The organism is Baekduia sp. Peel2402 (assembly GCF_052567285.1).
The window spans coordinates 1,891,529-1,907,375 of the sequence record NZ_CP199582.1 but is presented as its reverse complement, the minus strand read 5'-3'; the positions used below and the strand labels follow the sequence as shown (position 1 = coordinate 1,907,375).

The following is a 15,847-nucleotide window of genomic DNA, read 5'->3' as shown; positions in this document are numbered from 1 at the left end:
GGCGCCCACCCCGGTCGCGGCGTTCGACTAGAAGTCGAAGTCGTCGATGTTGTCCTTGTTGAAGCGCGTCAGCGGGCCGAGGATGATCTCCCCGTCCTTGCCGATCGTGCGCTCACCGAGCTTGCCGGCCTTGAACTTCTCGCCTTCCTTGCCGGTGATCTGGCCCGAGACCAGCGCCGCGGTCGCGTAGCCGCCGAGGTAGCCGACGTCGGCCGGGTTCCACAGGCCGAACTCGGTGACCGTGCCGTCCTTGACGAACTTGCGCATCTGGTTCGGCGTGCCGAGGCCGGTCAGCGCGACCTTGCCCTTCTTGGGGGACTTGCTCAGGTAGCGCGCCGCCGCCGAGATGCCGACCGTCGTGGGCGAGATGATGCCCTTGAGGTTCGGGTAGGCCGACAGCAGGCCCTGCGTCTCCTGGAAGGACTTCTGGTCGTCGTCGTCGCCGTAGGCGACCTTGACGAGCTTCATCCCGGAGTACTCCGGCTTCTTCAGCTCGGTCTTCATGACCTCGATCCAGGAGTTCTGGTTCGGGGCGTTGGCCGTCGCGGAGAGGATGGCGATGTCACCCTTGCCGCCGATCTGCTCGGACAGCATCGCGACCTCGTCGGCGCCAATCGTCTGCACCGAGGCCTGGTTGATGAACAGCGTCCGGGCGTCCTTGGCGACGTCGGAGTCCTGCGTGACGACCTTGATGCCACGCTGGGCGGCCTGCTTCAGCGCCGGGGCGACCGCGTCCGGGTCGTTGCCCGCGATGATGATCGCGTCGGGCTTCTGCTGGATCGTGGACTGGATGATCGGGACCTGCGTGGAGGCGCCGGCGTCGGTCGGGCCCTTGCGGGTGAACGTGCCGCCGACCGAGGTGATGGCCTCCTTGGTGCCGTTGTCCTCGATGTCCTCGTACGGGTTGCCGAGCTGCTTGGGGATCTGGACGACCTTGATCCCCTTCTTGATCTCCGCGTTCGGGTTGGCCGCGCTCGAGCTGCTGTTGGTGGACGCTGCGGCCGACGAGCCCGACGACGAGTTGTCGTCCTTGGACTCGCCGCAGGCCGCGGCGAACACCGACAGCGCCAATGCGGCCGCCGTGGTGGCGGTGAGCCGGGTGGCTCGTGACAGGGTCATGCGTTCTCCTCCTGTGGCCTGGACGTGTCGACCCGCGTACGCCAGGGCCACTGCCGGCGTCCGTGGAAGCTGTGGGCACGCGCCTCCCGCGCACGCACCGCGAGGTTGGGGACCAGCACGGAGCCGATGAGCAGCGTGCCGGTGACGATCTGGATCCAGTAGCTGGAGATCGAGTCGCTGAGGGTCAAGGCCTTGTTGATGGACCCGAGCAGGACGAGCGCGAGGATCACGCCGCCCAGCGAGCCCTTGCCGCCGAAGATCGAGACGCCGCCGAGGACGACCGCGGTGACGACCGTCAGCTCGAAGCCGGTGCCGACGTTGGCGGCCGCGGTCGAGTTGCGCAGCGAGATCACGACGCCCGCCAGGCCGGCGATCGCGCCGGACAAGACGAAGAGCCAGAACTTGATGCGCTTGACGCGGACGCCGCTGAAGCGCGCGGCCTCCTCGTTGGCGCCGATCGCGAAGATCTTGCGCCCGAAGCCGGTGCCGTGCAGGAGCACCGCGAAGACCACGGCGAGGACCCCGAACAACACCATCGTGTTGGGGATCGCGGTGGAGCCGAAGTTGCCGAACGCGCGGTCGGTCCAGGTCGCGGGGAAGTCGGTGACCGACTGGTCGCCGATCACGACGAACGCCAGGCCGCGGAACAGCGACAGCGTGCCGATCGTGACCGCCAGCGACGGCAGGCCCAGGCGGGTGACCAGGAAGCCATTGATCGCGCCGCACGCGGCGCCGATCAGGATGCATTCGAGGAAGATGATCTCGATCGTCTGGCCGCTGTTCCACAGCTCGCCCATGCAGGCGCTGGACAACGCGAGGATCGATGCGACCGACAGGTCGATCTCCGCCGCGACGACGAGCAGTGCCATCGGCAGCGCCATCAGCGCGACCTCGGACAGGTCCAGCGACGCGGTGGTGAACGAGTCGGCGGACAGGAAGTCGCCCGACAGGCCGGCGCCGACGATCCAGGCGACGACGATCAGGCCGAGGATCAGCGTCTCCCAGCGCATCAGGCGCTGGGGGAGGGTTCGGGACTCAGCCGGCACGGCGGGCGCTCCTCTGTCGCAGGGCGGCGTCCAGGCGCAGCCCGATCCAGCGGTCGAAGGCGATCGCGGTGATCAGCAGGGCGCCAACGGCGGCCTGCTGCCAGAACGAGTCGACCTTCAGGACGATGAGGGACGAGGTGATCGTCCCGAGCAAGACAGCGCCGATCGCGGCCCCGTACACGGAGCCCGACCCGCCGTTGATGGTCACGCCGCCGACGACCGCCGCGGCGATGACCGTGAACTCATAGCCATTGCCTGCGGTCGCGTCGACGGTGCCGAAGCGCGCGGTGAACAGCACGCCGCCCAGGCCGGCCAGCGCGCCGGCGATCACGAACGCGCTCAGCACGCGGCGGTCGGTCCGGACGCCTGCGAGGCGCGCGGCCTCGGGGCTCGACCCGATCGCGTACAGCTCACGACCGGAGCGGAAGTCGCGCAGGTACTGGCCGACGATCAACACCACCACCAACGCGATCAGCGCCAGCGTGGGGATGCCGAGGATCGTGCCGGTCCCGATGTTCAGGAACGAGTCCGGCAGCGTCTCGGCGTTGACCTGGCGGCCGTCGGTCCACAAGAACGCGAGGCCACGGAAGGCGTACAACGTGCCCAGCGTGACGACCAGCGCGGGGACGCGGCCGAAGGTCACCAAGAAGCCGTTCAGCGCACCAGCCGCCGCGCCGAGCCCCATCCCGAGGAGGAAGACGATGGGGATCGGCAGCGACGGGTGGTCGCTCAGCAGCGTTCCGGCCATGAACGCGCTCAGCGCCAGGACCGAGGACACGGAGAGGTCCACGTTGCGCGTGATGAGCACGAGCGTCTGGCCCGCTGCGAGGATCGCGAAGATGGACGCGTTGAGCGCGAGGTTGCGCAGCGAGTCGGCCTCGACGAAGCGCGGCTCGATCAGCGCGGTGACGAGGATCAGCAGGCCGAGCGCGCCGACGATGCCGAGCTCGCGGACGCGGAAGATGACGTCGGTGCGGCGGCGGGCCTCGGCGCCGGCCTCGACGACCGGAGCGTCCGGCGCCGCGGTCTGCGCGCTCACGCCGCCACCTCGGCGCGGCCCGTCGCGGCGCGCATGATGCGCTCCTCGTTGGCCTCCGCGCGGGAGATCTCGCCGGTGATCCGGCCCTCGTGCATCACCAGGACGCGGTCCGCCATGCCGAGCACCTCCGGGAGCTCTGAGGAGATCATCAACACGGCGATGCCCTGGCCGGCCAGGTCGCTCAGCAGGCGGTGGACCTCGCTCTTGGTGCCGACGTCGATGCCGCGCGTGGGCTCGTCGACGATCAGCACCTTGGGCTCGGTCGACAGCCACTTGGCGAGGACGACCTTCTGCTGGTTGCCGCCCGACAGCGTGCCGACGTTGTCGTTCAAGGAGTGGAACTTGAGTTGGAGCCGCTGCGCCCACTCCTCGGCCATCAAGCGCTCGGCCTTGCCGGCGATCAGCCCCAACTTGGTCAGGCGCGCGAGCGAGGTGATCGTCGCGTTGCGCTTGATCGACAGCTCCATGACCAGGCCCTGCTGGCGGCGGTCCTCGGGGACGAACGCGATGCCGGCGGCCATCGCGGCGGTCGGCTTGCCGTTCGGGAGCTTCTTGCCTTCCACCTCGACATGGCCGCCGTCGGCCTTGTCGATGCCGAAGATCGCTCGAGCGACCTCGCTGCGGCCGGCGCCGACGAGGCCCGCCAGCGCGACGATCTCGCCGGCCTTGACCTCGAAGGAGACGTCGGTGAAGACGCCCTCGCGCGTGAGGCGCTGGACGTTCAGCAGCGACGCGCCGATCGTCGCGTCGGTCTTGGGGAAGAGCGCGTCGAGGTCGCGGCCGACCATGCGGCGGACGAGGTCGTCCTCGGTCAAGTCGGTGGTCTTCTCGTCGGAGACGACCGCGCCGTCGCGCATGACCGTGACCGTGTCGCAGATCGCGAAGACCTCTTCGAGGCGGTGCGAGATGAACAGGATGCCGGCGCCGCGCTCCTTCAGCGTGTTGACGACGCCGAAGAGGCGGGCGACCTCGGGGCCGGAGAGCGCCGCGGTCGGCTCGTCCATGATCAGGACCTTGGCGTCGAAGGACAAGGCCTTGGCGATCTCGACGACCTGCTGGTCGGCGATCGAGAGGCCGCGCACGGGGCGCTCGGCGTCGAGCCGGACGCCGAGGCGCTTGAGCAGCTCGGCCGCCTCCTCGTGCATCTTGCGCTTGTCGATGCGGCGCAGCGAGCCGAGCGGGTGGCGGCCCATCGCGATGTTCTCCGCGACGCTGAGGTCGGGGAACAGCGTGGGCTCCTGGTAGATGATCGCGATGCCCGCGTCGCGCGCGTCGGTCGGGTTGTGGAACTCGACCGGGGCGCCGTCGATGAGGACGGTGCCCGCGTCGGGCTGCACGACCCCGCCGAGGACCTTGACCAGCGTGGACTTGCCGGCGCCGTTCTCGCCCATCAGCGCGCGGACCTCGCCGGGGCCGATGGACAACGTGCCGTTGCGCAGGGCGCGCACGGCGCCGTAGCTCTTTTCGGCCTGGTCGAGCGCGAGCAGCGGCGTGGCCGCCGCGGGCGTCGTGGTGGAGTCGCTCACGCGGCCTCCTCGGAGTTGGGGACGGTGTCGAGCGCGACGCCGAGGGCGACCAGCGGCGCCAGCTCCTCCTCGTCGACGCCGCAGGTCAGGATCCGCGTGACCTCGTTGACCGGGGCGATCACCGAGAGCCCGCGGGACTCCAGCTTGGACTGGTCGATCAGCAGGATCGGCTCGGAGGCGCGGCGCAACATGGTGCGCTTGACCTCGGCCTCGAGGCTGTCGGCGTCGGTGAGGACGCCGTCGGGCGTGACGCCCTTGACGGAGAAGAAGAAGCGGTCGGCGTAGTGCGACTGGACGGCCTGGGTGGCGACCGGGCCGACGAACGAGCGCGTGAGGCGGCGCAGCGTGCCGCCGATGGCGATCAGGTCGGCGGTGCTCGTCGGGTGCGACGCGACGAGCTCCATGATCGGCTGCGAGTTGGTGATGATCGTCAGCCGCAGGTTGCGCTCCAGCAGCTCGCGGGCGACGTGGTAGGCCGTCGAGGACGAGTCCAGGAAGACGCTGTCCTCCTCGGCGACCAGCTCGGCGGCGGCGCGGGCCAGCGCGAGCTTGGCGTCGCCGGCGCGGGTGAGGCGGGAGAGGAACGAGTCCTCGTGGCCGGCGGCGGTGGGCAGGACGGCGCCGCCGTGCGTGCGGCGCGCGAGGCCACGGCGCTCGAGCTCGGCCAGATCACGGCGTGCGGTCATCGAGGAGATGCCGAAGCGCTCCTCCAGACGAGCAACCGTGACCGATCCCTCGGCACGTAGGACGTCGGCAATCTCCTGCCGACGCACATGGGCGATTGTGCGCCCTTCTGTTTGACCTGACCCCATTGACCCTCCGACCCGGGCAAAACCGAACAAGAACGATCAGACACGAACACACATGGACTTGTCAAGTGCGGCTTGTTGCGAGCTTCACATGGCGATGTGGGCGGTTGCGGGTGTCCCTGGGCTGGGGGAGGCCTGGGGCGCGGGTGGTGTCGCGTGGGCCGGCGGTGGCGCCCTGGCGATGGGTGGTCCGGGCAAGGCCATTGGGTCGGTCGCGGCGGTAGCCGACAGCGGTGTGTGGACGAAAGTGATCGGCGTCACACGCCGTGTTCTGCCCGCCGGCGCAAGGGGTTGTGCCGAGGACGACAACTTCGGTGTCCGCGCGTGGGGCGTGTGGGTTCGAGTGGTTGAGCGGGGTGGCGCGAAGGGGCTAGGTGAAGGGCGATGGGTTGACCTTCTGTCAGGGTCGCGCGGGCGGGGTCGAGCCGGGTCTCTTGCGGGGTGGTGGGTGCGCGATTCGCCGGCGTTAGTTGGCGCGTTGGCGCTCGCGCTTGGTGGGTGGCGCTGGCGTTGGTGGCGTTCAGTTCGGCGCGTTGGTGGTGGTGCGTCGCGTTGGAGGGGATCCGGCGAGGGAGTGAGAGCGTTGTGGCGTGGCGATCGCTGTTGGTCGTCCTTGGGCGTGTGGCTGGGCTCGGGAGGGCGGTTCGGGGCCGAAGGGTCGATCCGGGTCGCCTAATAGTCGATATACGACGCTTATTCGACCCGGATCCCATTCGGTGCTCCATGAGGGCCGGTTTCGGGATGCGGGTCGCGTGAGCCGGAATAGTTCCGGTCAGCGCGACCCGGACCGATCCTTCGGCCCCGAACGCTCCCCCCGCGCCCAAGAGGCAGCCCGAGGACGACACCAAGCGCCGGCCACGCCCACCCGGCTTCACTCCCTCGCCGCCCCTCTCCAACGCAACGCACCCACCACCCACGCCGCGCACCGAACGCCACCAACGCCCGCGCTGAAACGCCAACGCCAACGCCAACGCGTCGCCCGGGAACCCGAGCTGCCGCTAACCGACTGGGTTGGCCTGCTCGTCGCGGATCACGTGCATGACCGCGTTGATGAGCGCCAGGTGGGTGAAGGCCTGCGGGAAGTTGCCGAGGTGGCGGCCGGTCGAGGCCTCGAGCTCCTCGGCGTAGAGATCCAGCGAGGAGGCGAGGGAGAGCAGGCGCTCGCAGAGCTGGCGGCCGGCCTTGCGCTCGCCGATCTCCAGCAGGGCGCTGACCAGCCAGAAGGAGCAGATCAGGAACGTGCCCTCTTCGCCAGTGAGGCCGTCATCGGTCTCGTCGGTGCGGTAGCGCAGGACCAGGCCGGACTCGGTCAGCTCGTCGGCGATCGCCAGCACGGTGTTGCGCACGCGCGGGTCGTCGTGGGGGAGGAAGCGGACGAGCGGGATCAACAACAGCGACGCGTCGAGGTTGTCGGACCCGTAGTGCTGGGTGAAGCGGCCTTGCTCGTCGACGCCGCGCGCCAGGATCTCGGCGTGGATCTCGTTGGCGACCTCGCGCCAGCGGTCGGCGAGGTCGTCCTTGCCGCGCCGTGAGGCCAGCCGGGCGCCACGGTCCAGCGCGACCCAGCACATCAACTTGCTCGACACGTAGTGCTGGGGGTCGCCGCGGGACTCCCAGATGCCCTGGTCGGGCAGCCGCCAGGAGACGATCGCCTGCTCGACCTGGTCGTGGATGACCGGCCACAGGCGCGCGCTGTTGTGCCCGTACTCCTTGGCGTGGAGCCAGAGACTGTCGAGCACCGCGCCGAAGACGTCGTTCTGGCGCTGGCGGTAGGCGTCGTTGCCGATCCGGACCGGCCGCGCGCCCTCATAGCCGGTGAGGTGGTCGAGCGTCTCCTCCTCCAGCACCCGCTCGCCGCCGATCCCGTACATGATCTGCAGCGCGCCGTCCTCGTTGCGACCGAGGTCGGCGACGAACTGGATGAAGTCGTCGGCCTCCCAGTTCAGGCCGAGGGAGTGCAGGCCGGAGAGCGTGAACGTCGCGTCGCGCATCCACGTGTAGCGGTAGTCCCAGTTGCGCACGCCGCCCGGGGTCTCGGGCAGCGACGTCGTCGGCGCCGCGACCAGCGCGCCGGTCGGCGCGTAGGTCAACCCCTTCAACGTGAGCGCGCTGCGCTCCAGGTGATTGCGCCAGCGGTGGTCGGGGAAGTCCGCGTCGGCCAGCCAGCCGCGCCAATACTCGCTCGTCGACTGCAGCGCGTCCTCGGCCTCTTGCGCCGTGCGCGGGCCGTCGAGCAGGCGTGACCAGGACAGCGCGCAGAACCGCGTCTCGCCTTTCTCCAGGCGATGACGTGCGCGGGCGAGCCCGCCCTCGATGCCGAGGTTGAGGTCGCTCATCAGCCGCAGCGTGCGGCCGCCGTCGGTGGCGTCGAAGGCGTAGGGGTCGTTCGGGACAGTCGACCAAGTCGCGGGGACGCGCCCGTAGTCGAACATCGGCTCGCACAGCAGCTCGATCTGCGCCTGGCCGTGGATGCAGGTGATCGTCCGGACCAGGACGTGATGGGCCTCGTAGTCGGTCGGCGGGCGCGTGTGCGCCGTCGTCGAGCCCTGTGTGCGCTCGCGCCACGGCCCGATTACCAGCGCGTCGCGGACGACCACCCATCCGGTGGGGGTCATCCACGTGGTCTCGAGGATCATCGTGCCCGGCTCGTAGCGACGGCCAGCCGGAACGCCCATGGCGCTCGGACCGAGGCGGAAGCCGCCTGCGGAGCGGTCGAGGATCGCGCCGAAGACAGAGGGCGAGTCGAAGCGCGGCGGGCAGAGCCACTCGATCGTGCCGTCCGGCGCCACGAGCGCGCCGGTGTGGCAGTCGCTCAGGTAGCCATAGTCAGCGATCGGCGGGAACGCGGAGCTGACCGGCGTGCGCTCAACGAACGGGGTGGTGTCGCGGACCTCGACGAAGCCGGGGTCCATCGCGCCGGCACGCGGCGGATGGCCGTTGGCGGCGGTTTGGTCGGGCGCGGATGCGAGGTCGAGGTTGGGGTCCATGGGCTCCGAAGCGCCAGAGTAGCGGCGGTTCCTTGAACTCCAGCAAGAATGCTCCCCTAGGGACCTGCCTAAGGGTCCAGCCCCAGACGAACCCTTAGGGGTGGGGATTCCCCCACGTGCAGACGGCAGCCCCCCGCATGGCGCGGACGCATCGTCGCGGCGATGCTCCTGCCCATGACCCCCAGAAACGCGCAGCACTCCCCCTCGCTGGCCGCGCGCATCGGCCGCTGGAGCACCCGGCACCGCCGCACCGCCATCATCGGCTGGCTGGCCTTCGTGCTGGCCGCCCTGTTCATCGGCAGCGCCGTCGGCACCGTCAGCCCCAGCGGTGACGGCAGCCAGCACGGCGACTCCAAGACCGGTGACGCGATCGTCGACAAGGCCTATCCGGACCGCGCCGACGAGACGGTCCTTGTTCAAGCGAAGGATGGATCCAAGCTGCGCGCTCGGTCACCCGAGTTCCGGGCGGCCGTCAATGACGTCGTCTCCGGCGTCTCCAAGCAGCCCGGTGTCATCGAGGTCCAGTCGCCCTACGCCAAGGGCAACCAGGGCCAGCTGTCGGATGACGGTCGCAGTGCCTTGGTCTCCTTCAAGATCGACGGCGACGACACAGTCACCGAGAAGCGCGTCGACGCGGTCGAGGCCGCGGTCAAGGCGGCGGGCGCCAAGCACGACGAGGTGTTCGTCGGCCAGTTCGGCGACGCGTCGGCCGACAAGGCGCTGTCGAAGGCCTTCGGCGACGACTTCAGCAAGGCCGGGATGCTCTCGGTCCCGGTGACGCTGATCATCCTGGTCGTGACGTTCGGCGCGCTGATCGCCGCGGGCGTCCCGCTGCTGCTCGGCGTGACCGCGGTCGTCGGCACGATCGGCCTGCTCGGCCCGATCTCCCACCTGGTCGCTCTTGATGAGTTCATCAACGAGGTCGTCTTGTTGGTGGGGTTGGCGGTCGGCGTCGACTACTCCCTGTTCTACCTCCGGCGTGAACGTGAAGAGAAGGCCCGCGGCCATTCCCCGAAGGACGCGGTGGCGATCTCCGCCGCGACCTCCGGCCGCGCGGTCTTGATCTCCGGCGTGACGGTCATGGTCGCGATGGCGGGCATGATGTTCGCCGGCGACTCGACGTTCACCGCGCTGGGCATTGGCTCGATGCTGGTGGTGCTGGTCGCGATGATCGGCTCGGTCACGGTCATCCCGGCGTTGTTGTCCGGGTCGGGCAAGTGGCTGGAGCGCGGCAAGATCCCGTTCCTGGGCAAGCGCATGGCCGCCAACCGCGCGCGGGACATCGACTCCGGTTCGCGCGGCTGGAACTTCGTGCTGGACCGCGTGCTGCGCCACCCGGTCGTGGCGGTCGTCGCGGCATCCGGGTTGTTGTTGGTGTTGAGCGCGCCGCTGCTGCATATGCACACGGCCGACTCCGGCACCGAGGCGATCCCGCGCAATCTCGAGATCATGAAGGTCTACGACAAGATGCAGGCCGCGTTCCCCGGCGGCGAGATCCCGGCGAGCGTCGTGCTCAAGGCCGACGACGTGACGTCGCCGAAGATCACGGCGGCGGTGGCCAAGCTGAAGAGCGACGCGCTGGCGTCCGGGAAGGTCAAGGAGCCGATCGACGTCTCGATCAGCGCCGACAAGACCGTCATGGACATCTCGCTGCCGATCGTCGGCACGGGCACGGACAACGCGTCCAACGCGGCGCTGGCCAAGCTGCGCGGCGACGTGGTGCCGGCGTTTGAGAAGCGCGCGGGCGTTGACGCCTACGTGACGGGCATGACGGCCGGGTCCAAGGACTTCAACGACCTCATGAAGTCCCGTTGGCCGATCGTGTTCGGGTTCGTGTTGTCCTTGGCCTTCATCTTGTTGCTGATGACGTTCCGTTCAATCGTCATCCCGATCAAGGCCATCGTGTTGAACCTGCTGTCGGTGGGGGCGGCGTACGGCGTGCTGACCTGGGTCTTCCAGGACGGCCACGGCGAGAAGCTGCTGGGCTTCGAGTCCACCGGGTCGGTCACGAGCTGGCTGCCGATGTTCCTGTTCGTGATCCTCTTCGGGTTGTCGATGGACTACCACGTGTTCATCCTCAGCCGGGTCCGCGAGGCGTTCGATCGCGGCATGAAGACCGAGGACGCGGTCGCGCACGGGATCAAGACCACGGCCGGGACGGTGACCAGCGCGGCGATCGTGATGGTCGCGGTGTTCGGCATCTTCGCCACGCTCTCGTACTTGGACTTCAAGATGATGGGCGTGGGCCTGGCGACGGCGATCCTGGTCGACGCCACGATCGTCCGCGCGGTCCTGCTGCCGGCGACGATGAAGCTCCTGGGCGACTGGAACTGGTACCTGCCCACGTGGCTGGAGTGGCTGCCGTCGCTCGGCCACGAGGAGGCGGCCCGGCCGGTCCCCGGTGATGACGACGACGCGGCGCGCCGCCGTGGCGAGGACCGCGAGCTGGTCTCGGTGTGACAGCGCGACGCGGCGCGGGGTACGGTCGCTCACTGCGATGAGCAGCGAGCTTCCACCCCCGCGCCGCGTCGATCCGCCGTCCGGCATGGCGCCGCCCACCGCGGCGCCATCGCCGTCCGGTGACGGCTCCGAGATCGACCTGTACGCCTTGGCCGCCGCGACCGTAAAGCGCTACTACGCGGAGTTCACCGACGAGGACGCGGTCTACGGCGAGGTCGGCCGGCTCTGGTGCCAGCACGACCTCCAGCACTTGCTCAACTGGGCCGCGCTGGACGTCGCCGGCCACACGACGCTGGACGACCAGGTCGCCTGGCTGGCCCGGATCCTCGAATCACGTCAGTTCCCGATCCTGCGTCTGGCACGATCGCTGGAGCTGGGGGCGGAGGTGGTGCGTGGCGACCTCGGCTCCGGCGGCGAACCGATGGCGTCCAAGCTCGAAGGTTCCGCGGCGATGATCAGGGAGCGCGTGACGTTCCTGGAGGAGGACGGCGCCGAGGCTCAGCGTCCCGCGTAGTCCTCGTCCTCGCGGTGGCGCTGGGCGCCCGCCTCGGTGAGCGACCAGGTTCCGTCGCCGTGGTCGGTGACGAGGCCGTCGGCGGCGAGGTTGGCGAGGTCTAGGGGCGTGCGCATGTCCTGGCGGCCGCGGCCAACCTGCTCGTCCAGTGCCGTGACGGAGACCGGCACGTCGGGACGATCGTCGGCCAGGGCGGCGAGCGCGGTCAGGACGTGGAGGAGGTCGCGGCGGGACATGCGACCCATGGTCGCAGCCGTGGCGCGGTCTGGCGACTCAGGCGGCGCGTGCGTGCTTGACCGCGTAGAGCTCGCGGTCGGCGCGCTGGATGCACGCCTCGATCGGCTCGTCGGTGTGCCACGTGGCCAGGCCTGCGGACCAGGCGACGGGGTGGGAGTCGCGCAGGCGGTCGAGGACTGAGGTTGCCTCGGTGGCAGTGGTGTCCGGCATCAACACGATGAACTCGTCGCCGCCGACGCGGGCGAGGACGTCGTCGTGGCGCAGGACGGCGCGCCAGGCGGCGGTGGCGTCGGCGAGCAGGCGGTCGCCGGCGGCGTGGCCGGTCTCGTCGTTGACCGCCTTGAAGCCGTCGAGGTCGAGCGCGGCGACGGTGACCTGGCGGGCATCGCGCCGGCGGCCGCGCAGGCTCAGGCGCCGTGCCGCCTCGGCCAGGCCGCTGCGGTTCAGCGCGCCGGTGAGCGAGTCGGTGGACATGCGGCCCAGCATCATGCGGCTGACCTGGCTGACGACGCCGGAGGCGGTCATCACGCTGATCGTCAGCAGCAGCCAGGCGGTGAACATGCCGGGCAGGTCGTTGATCAGGAGCGCGACGCCGAAGCCCGCGGAGACCAGCGTCGCGAACGGCAGCCACAGCCGCGGGAAGAACGCGGCGGTGTAGACGCTGAGCCAGATGTAGGCGAACGCGTCGATCACCGCGCCGCCGGTAGTCGCCGCCTGCGTGACGAGGAAGCTGTTGATGACCGTGATCACGCCGTTCTCGGCGAACAGCACCCAGCGGGGCACGCGGTCGCCCCACCAGAACGTCGCGCCCGCGAGCAGCACCGCCAGACCGAGCGTCCACCAACCGATCGTGACCGGCGCGCGCTCGCTCATCGGGAACAGCACGGCCGCCAACAGGCATGCCGCGGCCCCGCACAGCAGTGCGGTGAGCGCCCGGACCTCGGGTGAGCGAGGGCCTCTGGGGCGCGTGTCCATCAACGACGGAACGATGGGCGGGTCAGCTGCGACGCAGGCCATCTTCTCCGGGTCGTCGGCCGACGCAACCGGAACTAGAGCGTTCCGTCTTTGGTCGGACCTGGCGCGCCGGCGCGCCCGCCGCGTGGCGCTACGCCGCGATCAGCTCCGGCCGCGTGAAGGCCGACGCGCCCGGGATGATCGGCGCCGCGTCGACGCCGTACCACTGCTCCAGCAGCGAGCAGTAGACACCGCGGAAGTCGCTGGTGACCTTGAGGTTCGAGCCGCTGTCCAACGACGTCAGGCCCGGGAACTCGCCGATCATCGACCCCTTCACCTTGCTGCCGATCAGAAACGACGCGCCCGCGGCGCCGTGGTCGGTGCCGCCGTCGTTCTCCTGCGGGCGGCGGCCGAACTCGGTCCAGACGTGGATCAGGACGCGGTCGGCGAGGTTGCGAGCTTCGAGGTCGCGCTGGAAGGCCAAGATGGTGTCGAACGCGGCCTTGACGTCGCGCGGGATCGAGTTGGCCTGGTCGGCGTGCGAGTCCCAGGAGCCGGGCGCGTCGACCGTGACCGCGCGGACCGGGATCCCGGCGGCGAGCATCGCGGCCAAGACCTCCAACTTGCGACCGAAGTCGCCGGCCGGGTAGGAGGTGGAGTGCGGGACGCCGGACGTGCCCTGGAAGGGCAGCAAGGTGGTGCGGATCGAGTCCACCTCCGTGGCGACCAGACGCGCCTGGCCGACCGCGGCGTCGGAGGTCGGCAGCGCGCCGAGGCCGCCGATCGCGCTGTACATCGGCCCGAGCACCGGGTTGCCGACGCCTGGCACGTACAACCCGAACTGGTCGGGCCGGTAGACGGCGGCGACCGGCACGCTGGCCGCGGCCAACCCCGGCGACAGGTACGAGTTCATCGACAAGCCCTGCAGCGGGTTGTCGGCAACTCCATGTTGATCGAGGTAGCGGCCCAGCCACCCGAAGTTGCCGTCGACGCTGAGCTGGCCGACCTCCCAGAAGTGGCGGCTGGTGAAGTGCGATTGGTTGGGGTGGTCGTAGCCGATCGCCGGCATCACCGTGACCTTGCCCTCGCCGTAGAGCGTCCGCAGCGCGTCCGCGGGCTGCGTCCACTGCAAGGTGGGGTCCTCGGCGAACGTGCGCGTGCCGTCGATCGGGGTGAGGAGCGTTGGGCGCAGCGTCGCGTACTTGGGGTCGCCGGTCGGGGCGAGCACGCTGAGCCCGTCCATGCCGCCGCCGAGGAAGACGCTGACCAGGACGCGGTCGCTCCCGCCGGCCGCCTGCGCGATCCCCGCCTCGAAGGCGTCGACCCCTAGGCGCGAGCCGCCGTAGACCGCCAGCGCCGCGCCGAGCGACCGCGACAAGAACGTGCGACGCGACAGCCCGGTGCCCGCGGGCGCGGGCATGCCGGCCTCGATCGCGGGCAGACCGGCGCCGGCGGCGGCGGAGCCGCGCTGCATGAAGCGCGCGCGGGTGAACTCGTTGCAGCAGTTGCGGGGAGCCATGGAGAAGGTGCTTTCAGCAGGTCTGGGCGTCGGCCGAGGTCAGGATCAAGAGGCGCAGCGCGTTCTGGCGCATCGCCCGGTACGTCCGCTTCTGCGTGGCGTTCATCGTCCCCGGCAGGGCCGAGTCAGCGAAGGCCACCAACTTGCTGCGGGTCTCGCTGGTCAGCGCCGGGGAGCCGACCGCGGCGATCGCGCTGTTGACCGCCGTCGTGCCGTCCTCGGTGTCGGGGTAGGTGCTCGGCGCGCTGGTCGGCACCTGCGACGGCGCCAGCGCCACGCCGGTCACGTGCCAGCGGCCCCGCCAGGTGTTGGTGTCGATCCAGCGGTCGTCGTCCCAGCCCGAGACGTTGGGCGGGTAGAACAGCGTCTGGCCGGTCTCGTTGCTCAGGTAGGCCCAGTCGTCGGTGTCGATCGAGCGACCGATCGCGCGCAGCAGGCCCGCGTTGGCGACCACCGGCGGCTTGACCATCGCCGGCCCGTCGAGGAAGACCGGGTGGCGGAAGATCAGCTCCAGCACCGGCGCGACCTGGTAGCCGCTGGTGACGTAGGCGTTCTGCAGCGTCGCCTGGGTCGCCTGGTCTGGCGGCACCGGCACGAAGTAGGACCACAACTTGGTCACGAAGAACGACGCGTGGTAGGGGTTCTCCAGGCAGAGCTGGCAGACGTCCTGCCAGGACCAGTTGCCGGTCCGGTTGAAGATCGTCTTGTTGGTGGTGTCGTGCCGGGAGGCGACGAAGCGGAAGTTCGTCATGCCGACGCCGTTGACGTAGTCGGCCGTCCAGCCGGTCAGCGCCTTGGCCGCGGCGCGGATGTCGTTCTCGGTGTACGCCCCGCGGTCGGCGCCGAGCGTGAACAGCTCCATGACCTCGCGGGCGTAGTTCTCGTTCGGCGACCCCTTGCGGTTGTCGACGCCGTCCAAGAACAACAACATGGCCGGGTCGACGGTGACGTCGCGCAGGAGGTTGGCGAACGACCCGAGCGCCGCGCGGCGGAAGAGCGCGTTCTGGCCCAGCATCAGGTCGATCTGGACCTTGTCGCGCGAGCACGCGAACCAGTCGTGCCAGACCAAGGCCATGCGCTCGACCAGTGGCTGCGACGAGCGCACCATGCGGTCCAGCCACCACACGTGGTCGTGGCCGTAGAGGTCGTAGGGCTGCAGCGCGTTGCCGCCGTCGTCGCGCGGGGCGGGGCCGTTGAGCACCGGCTCGCCGACCGGGTGGACGAGCTCGGCGATCGCGTTGTCCAGGCCCATCGCCGCGAAGCGCTGGACGTCGCCGGGGCGCGGGCCGAAGCCGGCGCGCCACAGCAGGCGCACGGCGCGCGCCTCGGTCATCGGGACTGGCGGCGGGGTGTACGTGCCGCTCGGGTTGGCCGGCGGGTTCGGCGAGGGGCTTGCCGGGACCGGGACCGACGCCGGGAACGCGGGCGCGGTCGGCGTGTAGCCGACGGGATTGCCCGCGGGCTTGCGCGTGGTCTTCTTCTTGGCCTTGACCGGCTTGCAGACCTTGACGCGCTTCTTCTTGCCGTGCACCTTCTTGGTGACGACCTTGCACGTGGTCTTGGGCTTCGCCTTGGCCTTGGCCTTGACCGGCTTGCGCTTCTTCTTCGCGGCGTGGACGGTGGGCATGAGCGCCGCA

The 15,847-nt window shown here is 69.9% G+C and carries 12 protein-coding genes; 2 read left to right on the top strand and 10 right to left on the bottom strand.

Going from position 1 to position 15,847, the window contains the following annotated elements; translation table 11 throughout:
* Window positions 1-27: 27 nt before the first annotated feature.
* The 6 genes from rhaS to ACT01A_RS09275 all read right to left on the bottom strand — a co-directional run bounded on the left by rhaS (window position 28) and on the right by ACT01A_RS09275 (window position 8,451).
* Entirely contained in the window at window positions 28-1,119 is a 1,092-nt protein-coding gene (gene rhaS, locus ACT01A_RS09300; RefSeq protein ID WP_445151964.1) for a rhamnose ABC transporter substrate-binding protein, read from the bottom strand.
* Entirely contained in the window at window positions 1,116-2,165 is a 1,050-nt protein-coding gene (locus ACT01A_RS09295; RefSeq protein ID WP_445151963.1) for an ABC transporter permease, read from the bottom strand. Before ACT01A_RS09295 ends, rhaS begins: the two co-directional genes overlap by 4 nt.
* Window positions 2,155-3,204 carry an ABC transporter permease gene (locus ACT01A_RS09290; RefSeq protein ID WP_445151962.1) on the bottom strand — a complete coding sequence of 350 codons (1,050 nt, stop codon included), beginning with the start codon at window positions 3,202-3,204 and terminating at the stop codon, window positions 2,155-2,157. The genes ACT01A_RS09295 and ACT01A_RS09290 overlap by 11 nt, the downstream gene beginning before the upstream one ends.
* On the bottom strand, window positions 3,201-4,730 hold the full coding sequence (locus tag ACT01A_RS09285; protein ID WP_445151961.1) for a sugar ABC transporter ATP-binding protein: 1,530 nt from the start codon (window positions 4,728-4,730) through the stop codon (window positions 3,201-3,203). Before ACT01A_RS09285 ends, ACT01A_RS09290 begins: the two co-directional genes overlap by 4 nt.
* A complete protein-coding gene (locus tag ACT01A_RS09280; RefSeq protein ID WP_445151960.1) occupies window positions 4,727-5,503 on the bottom strand; it encodes a DeoR/GlpR family DNA-binding transcription regulator in 777 nt (258 codons plus the stop codon). The genes ACT01A_RS09285 and ACT01A_RS09280 overlap by 4 nt, the downstream gene beginning before the upstream one ends.
* Before the next feature lie 1,034 nt (window positions 5,504-6,537).
* A complete protein-coding gene (locus tag ACT01A_RS09275; protein ID WP_445152816.1) occupies window positions 6,538-8,451 on the bottom strand; it encodes a glycoside hydrolase family 15 protein in 1,914 nt (637 codons plus the stop codon).
* 249 nt (window positions 8,452-8,700) lie between these two features.
* Here ACT01A_RS09275 and ACT01A_RS09270 point away from each other — a divergent pair, with 249 nt between their 5' ends.
* Complete coding sequence (locus ACT01A_RS09270) at window positions 8,701-10,986, top strand: MMPL family transporter (RefSeq protein WP_445151959.1); 2,286 nt, start codon at window positions 8,701-8,703, stop codon at window positions 10,984-10,986.
* Between the two features lie 37 nt (window positions 10,987-11,023).
* The gene (locus ACT01A_RS09265; RefSeq protein ID WP_445151958.1) at window positions 11,024-11,500 is read left to right on the top strand and encodes a hypothetical protein; all 477 of its coding nucleotides are present in this window, start codon (window positions 11,024-11,026) and stop codon (window positions 11,498-11,500) included.
* On the opposite strand, the gene ACT01A_RS09260 is transcribed toward ACT01A_RS09265, so the two are convergent.
* From ACT01A_RS09260 to ACT01A_RS09245, 4 genes are all read right to left on the bottom strand, one after another.
* On the bottom strand, window positions 11,485-11,736 hold the full coding sequence (locus ACT01A_RS09260; RefSeq protein WP_445151957.1) for a hypothetical protein: 252 nt from the start codon (window positions 11,734-11,736) through the stop codon (window positions 11,485-11,487). The genes ACT01A_RS09265 and ACT01A_RS09260 overlap by 16 nt on opposite strands.
* Before the next feature lie 37 nt (window positions 11,737-11,773).
* On the bottom strand, window positions 11,774-12,610 hold the full coding sequence (locus ACT01A_RS09255) for a diguanylate cyclase domain-containing protein (protein ID WP_445151956.1): 837 nt from the start codon (window positions 12,608-12,610) through the stop codon (window positions 11,774-11,776).
* 232 nt (window positions 12,611-12,842) lie between these two features.
* Window positions 12,843-14,210, bottom strand: a complete 1,368-nt coding sequence (locus tag ACT01A_RS09250; protein ID WP_445151955.1) for a DUF1501 domain-containing protein — start codon at window positions 14,208-14,210, stop codon at window positions 12,843-12,845.
* 13 nt (window positions 14,211-14,223) lie between these two features.
* Window positions 14,224-15,837: a DUF1800 domain-containing protein gene (locus ACT01A_RS09245; protein WP_445151954.1), complete on the bottom strand. Its 1,614-nt coding sequence runs from the start codon at window positions 15,835-15,837 to the stop codon at window positions 14,224-14,226.
* Window positions 15,838-15,847: the final 10 nt, after the last annotated feature.

Bases quoted from the DNA above. Each gene is read 5' to 3' on its own strand.
- rhaS (WP_445151964.1), bottom strand. From the start codon at position 1,119: ATGACCCTGTCACGAGCCACCCGGCTCACCGCCACCACGGCGGCCGCA.
- ACT01A_RS09275 (WP_445152816.1), bottom strand. From the start codon at position 8,451: ATGGACCCCGGCTTCGTCGAGGTCCGCGACACCACCCCGTTCGTTGAG.
- ACT01A_RS09270 (WP_445151959.1), top strand. From the start codon at position 8,701: ATGACCCCCAGAAACGCGCAGCACTCCCCCTCGCTGGCCGCGCGCATC.
- ACT01A_RS09265 (WP_445151958.1), top strand. From the start codon at position 11,024: ATGAGCAGCGAGCTTCCACCCCCGCGCCGCGTCGATCCGCCGTCCGGC.
- ACT01A_RS09260 (WP_445151957.1), bottom strand. From the start codon at position 11,736: ATGTCCCGCCGCGACCTCCTCCACGTCCTGACCGCGCTCGCCGCCCTG.
- ACT01A_RS09255 (WP_445151956.1), bottom strand. From the start codon at position 12,610: ATGAGCGAGCGCGCGCCGGTCACGATCGGTTGGTGGACGCTCGGTCTG.
- ACT01A_RS09250 (WP_445151955.1), bottom strand. From the start codon at position 14,210: ATGGCTCCCCGCAACTGCTGCAACGAGTTCACCCGCGCGCGCTTCATG.
- ACT01A_RS09245 (WP_445151954.1), bottom strand. From the start codon at position 15,837: ATGCCCACCGTCCACGCCGCGAAGAAGAAGCGCAAGCCGGTCAAGGCC.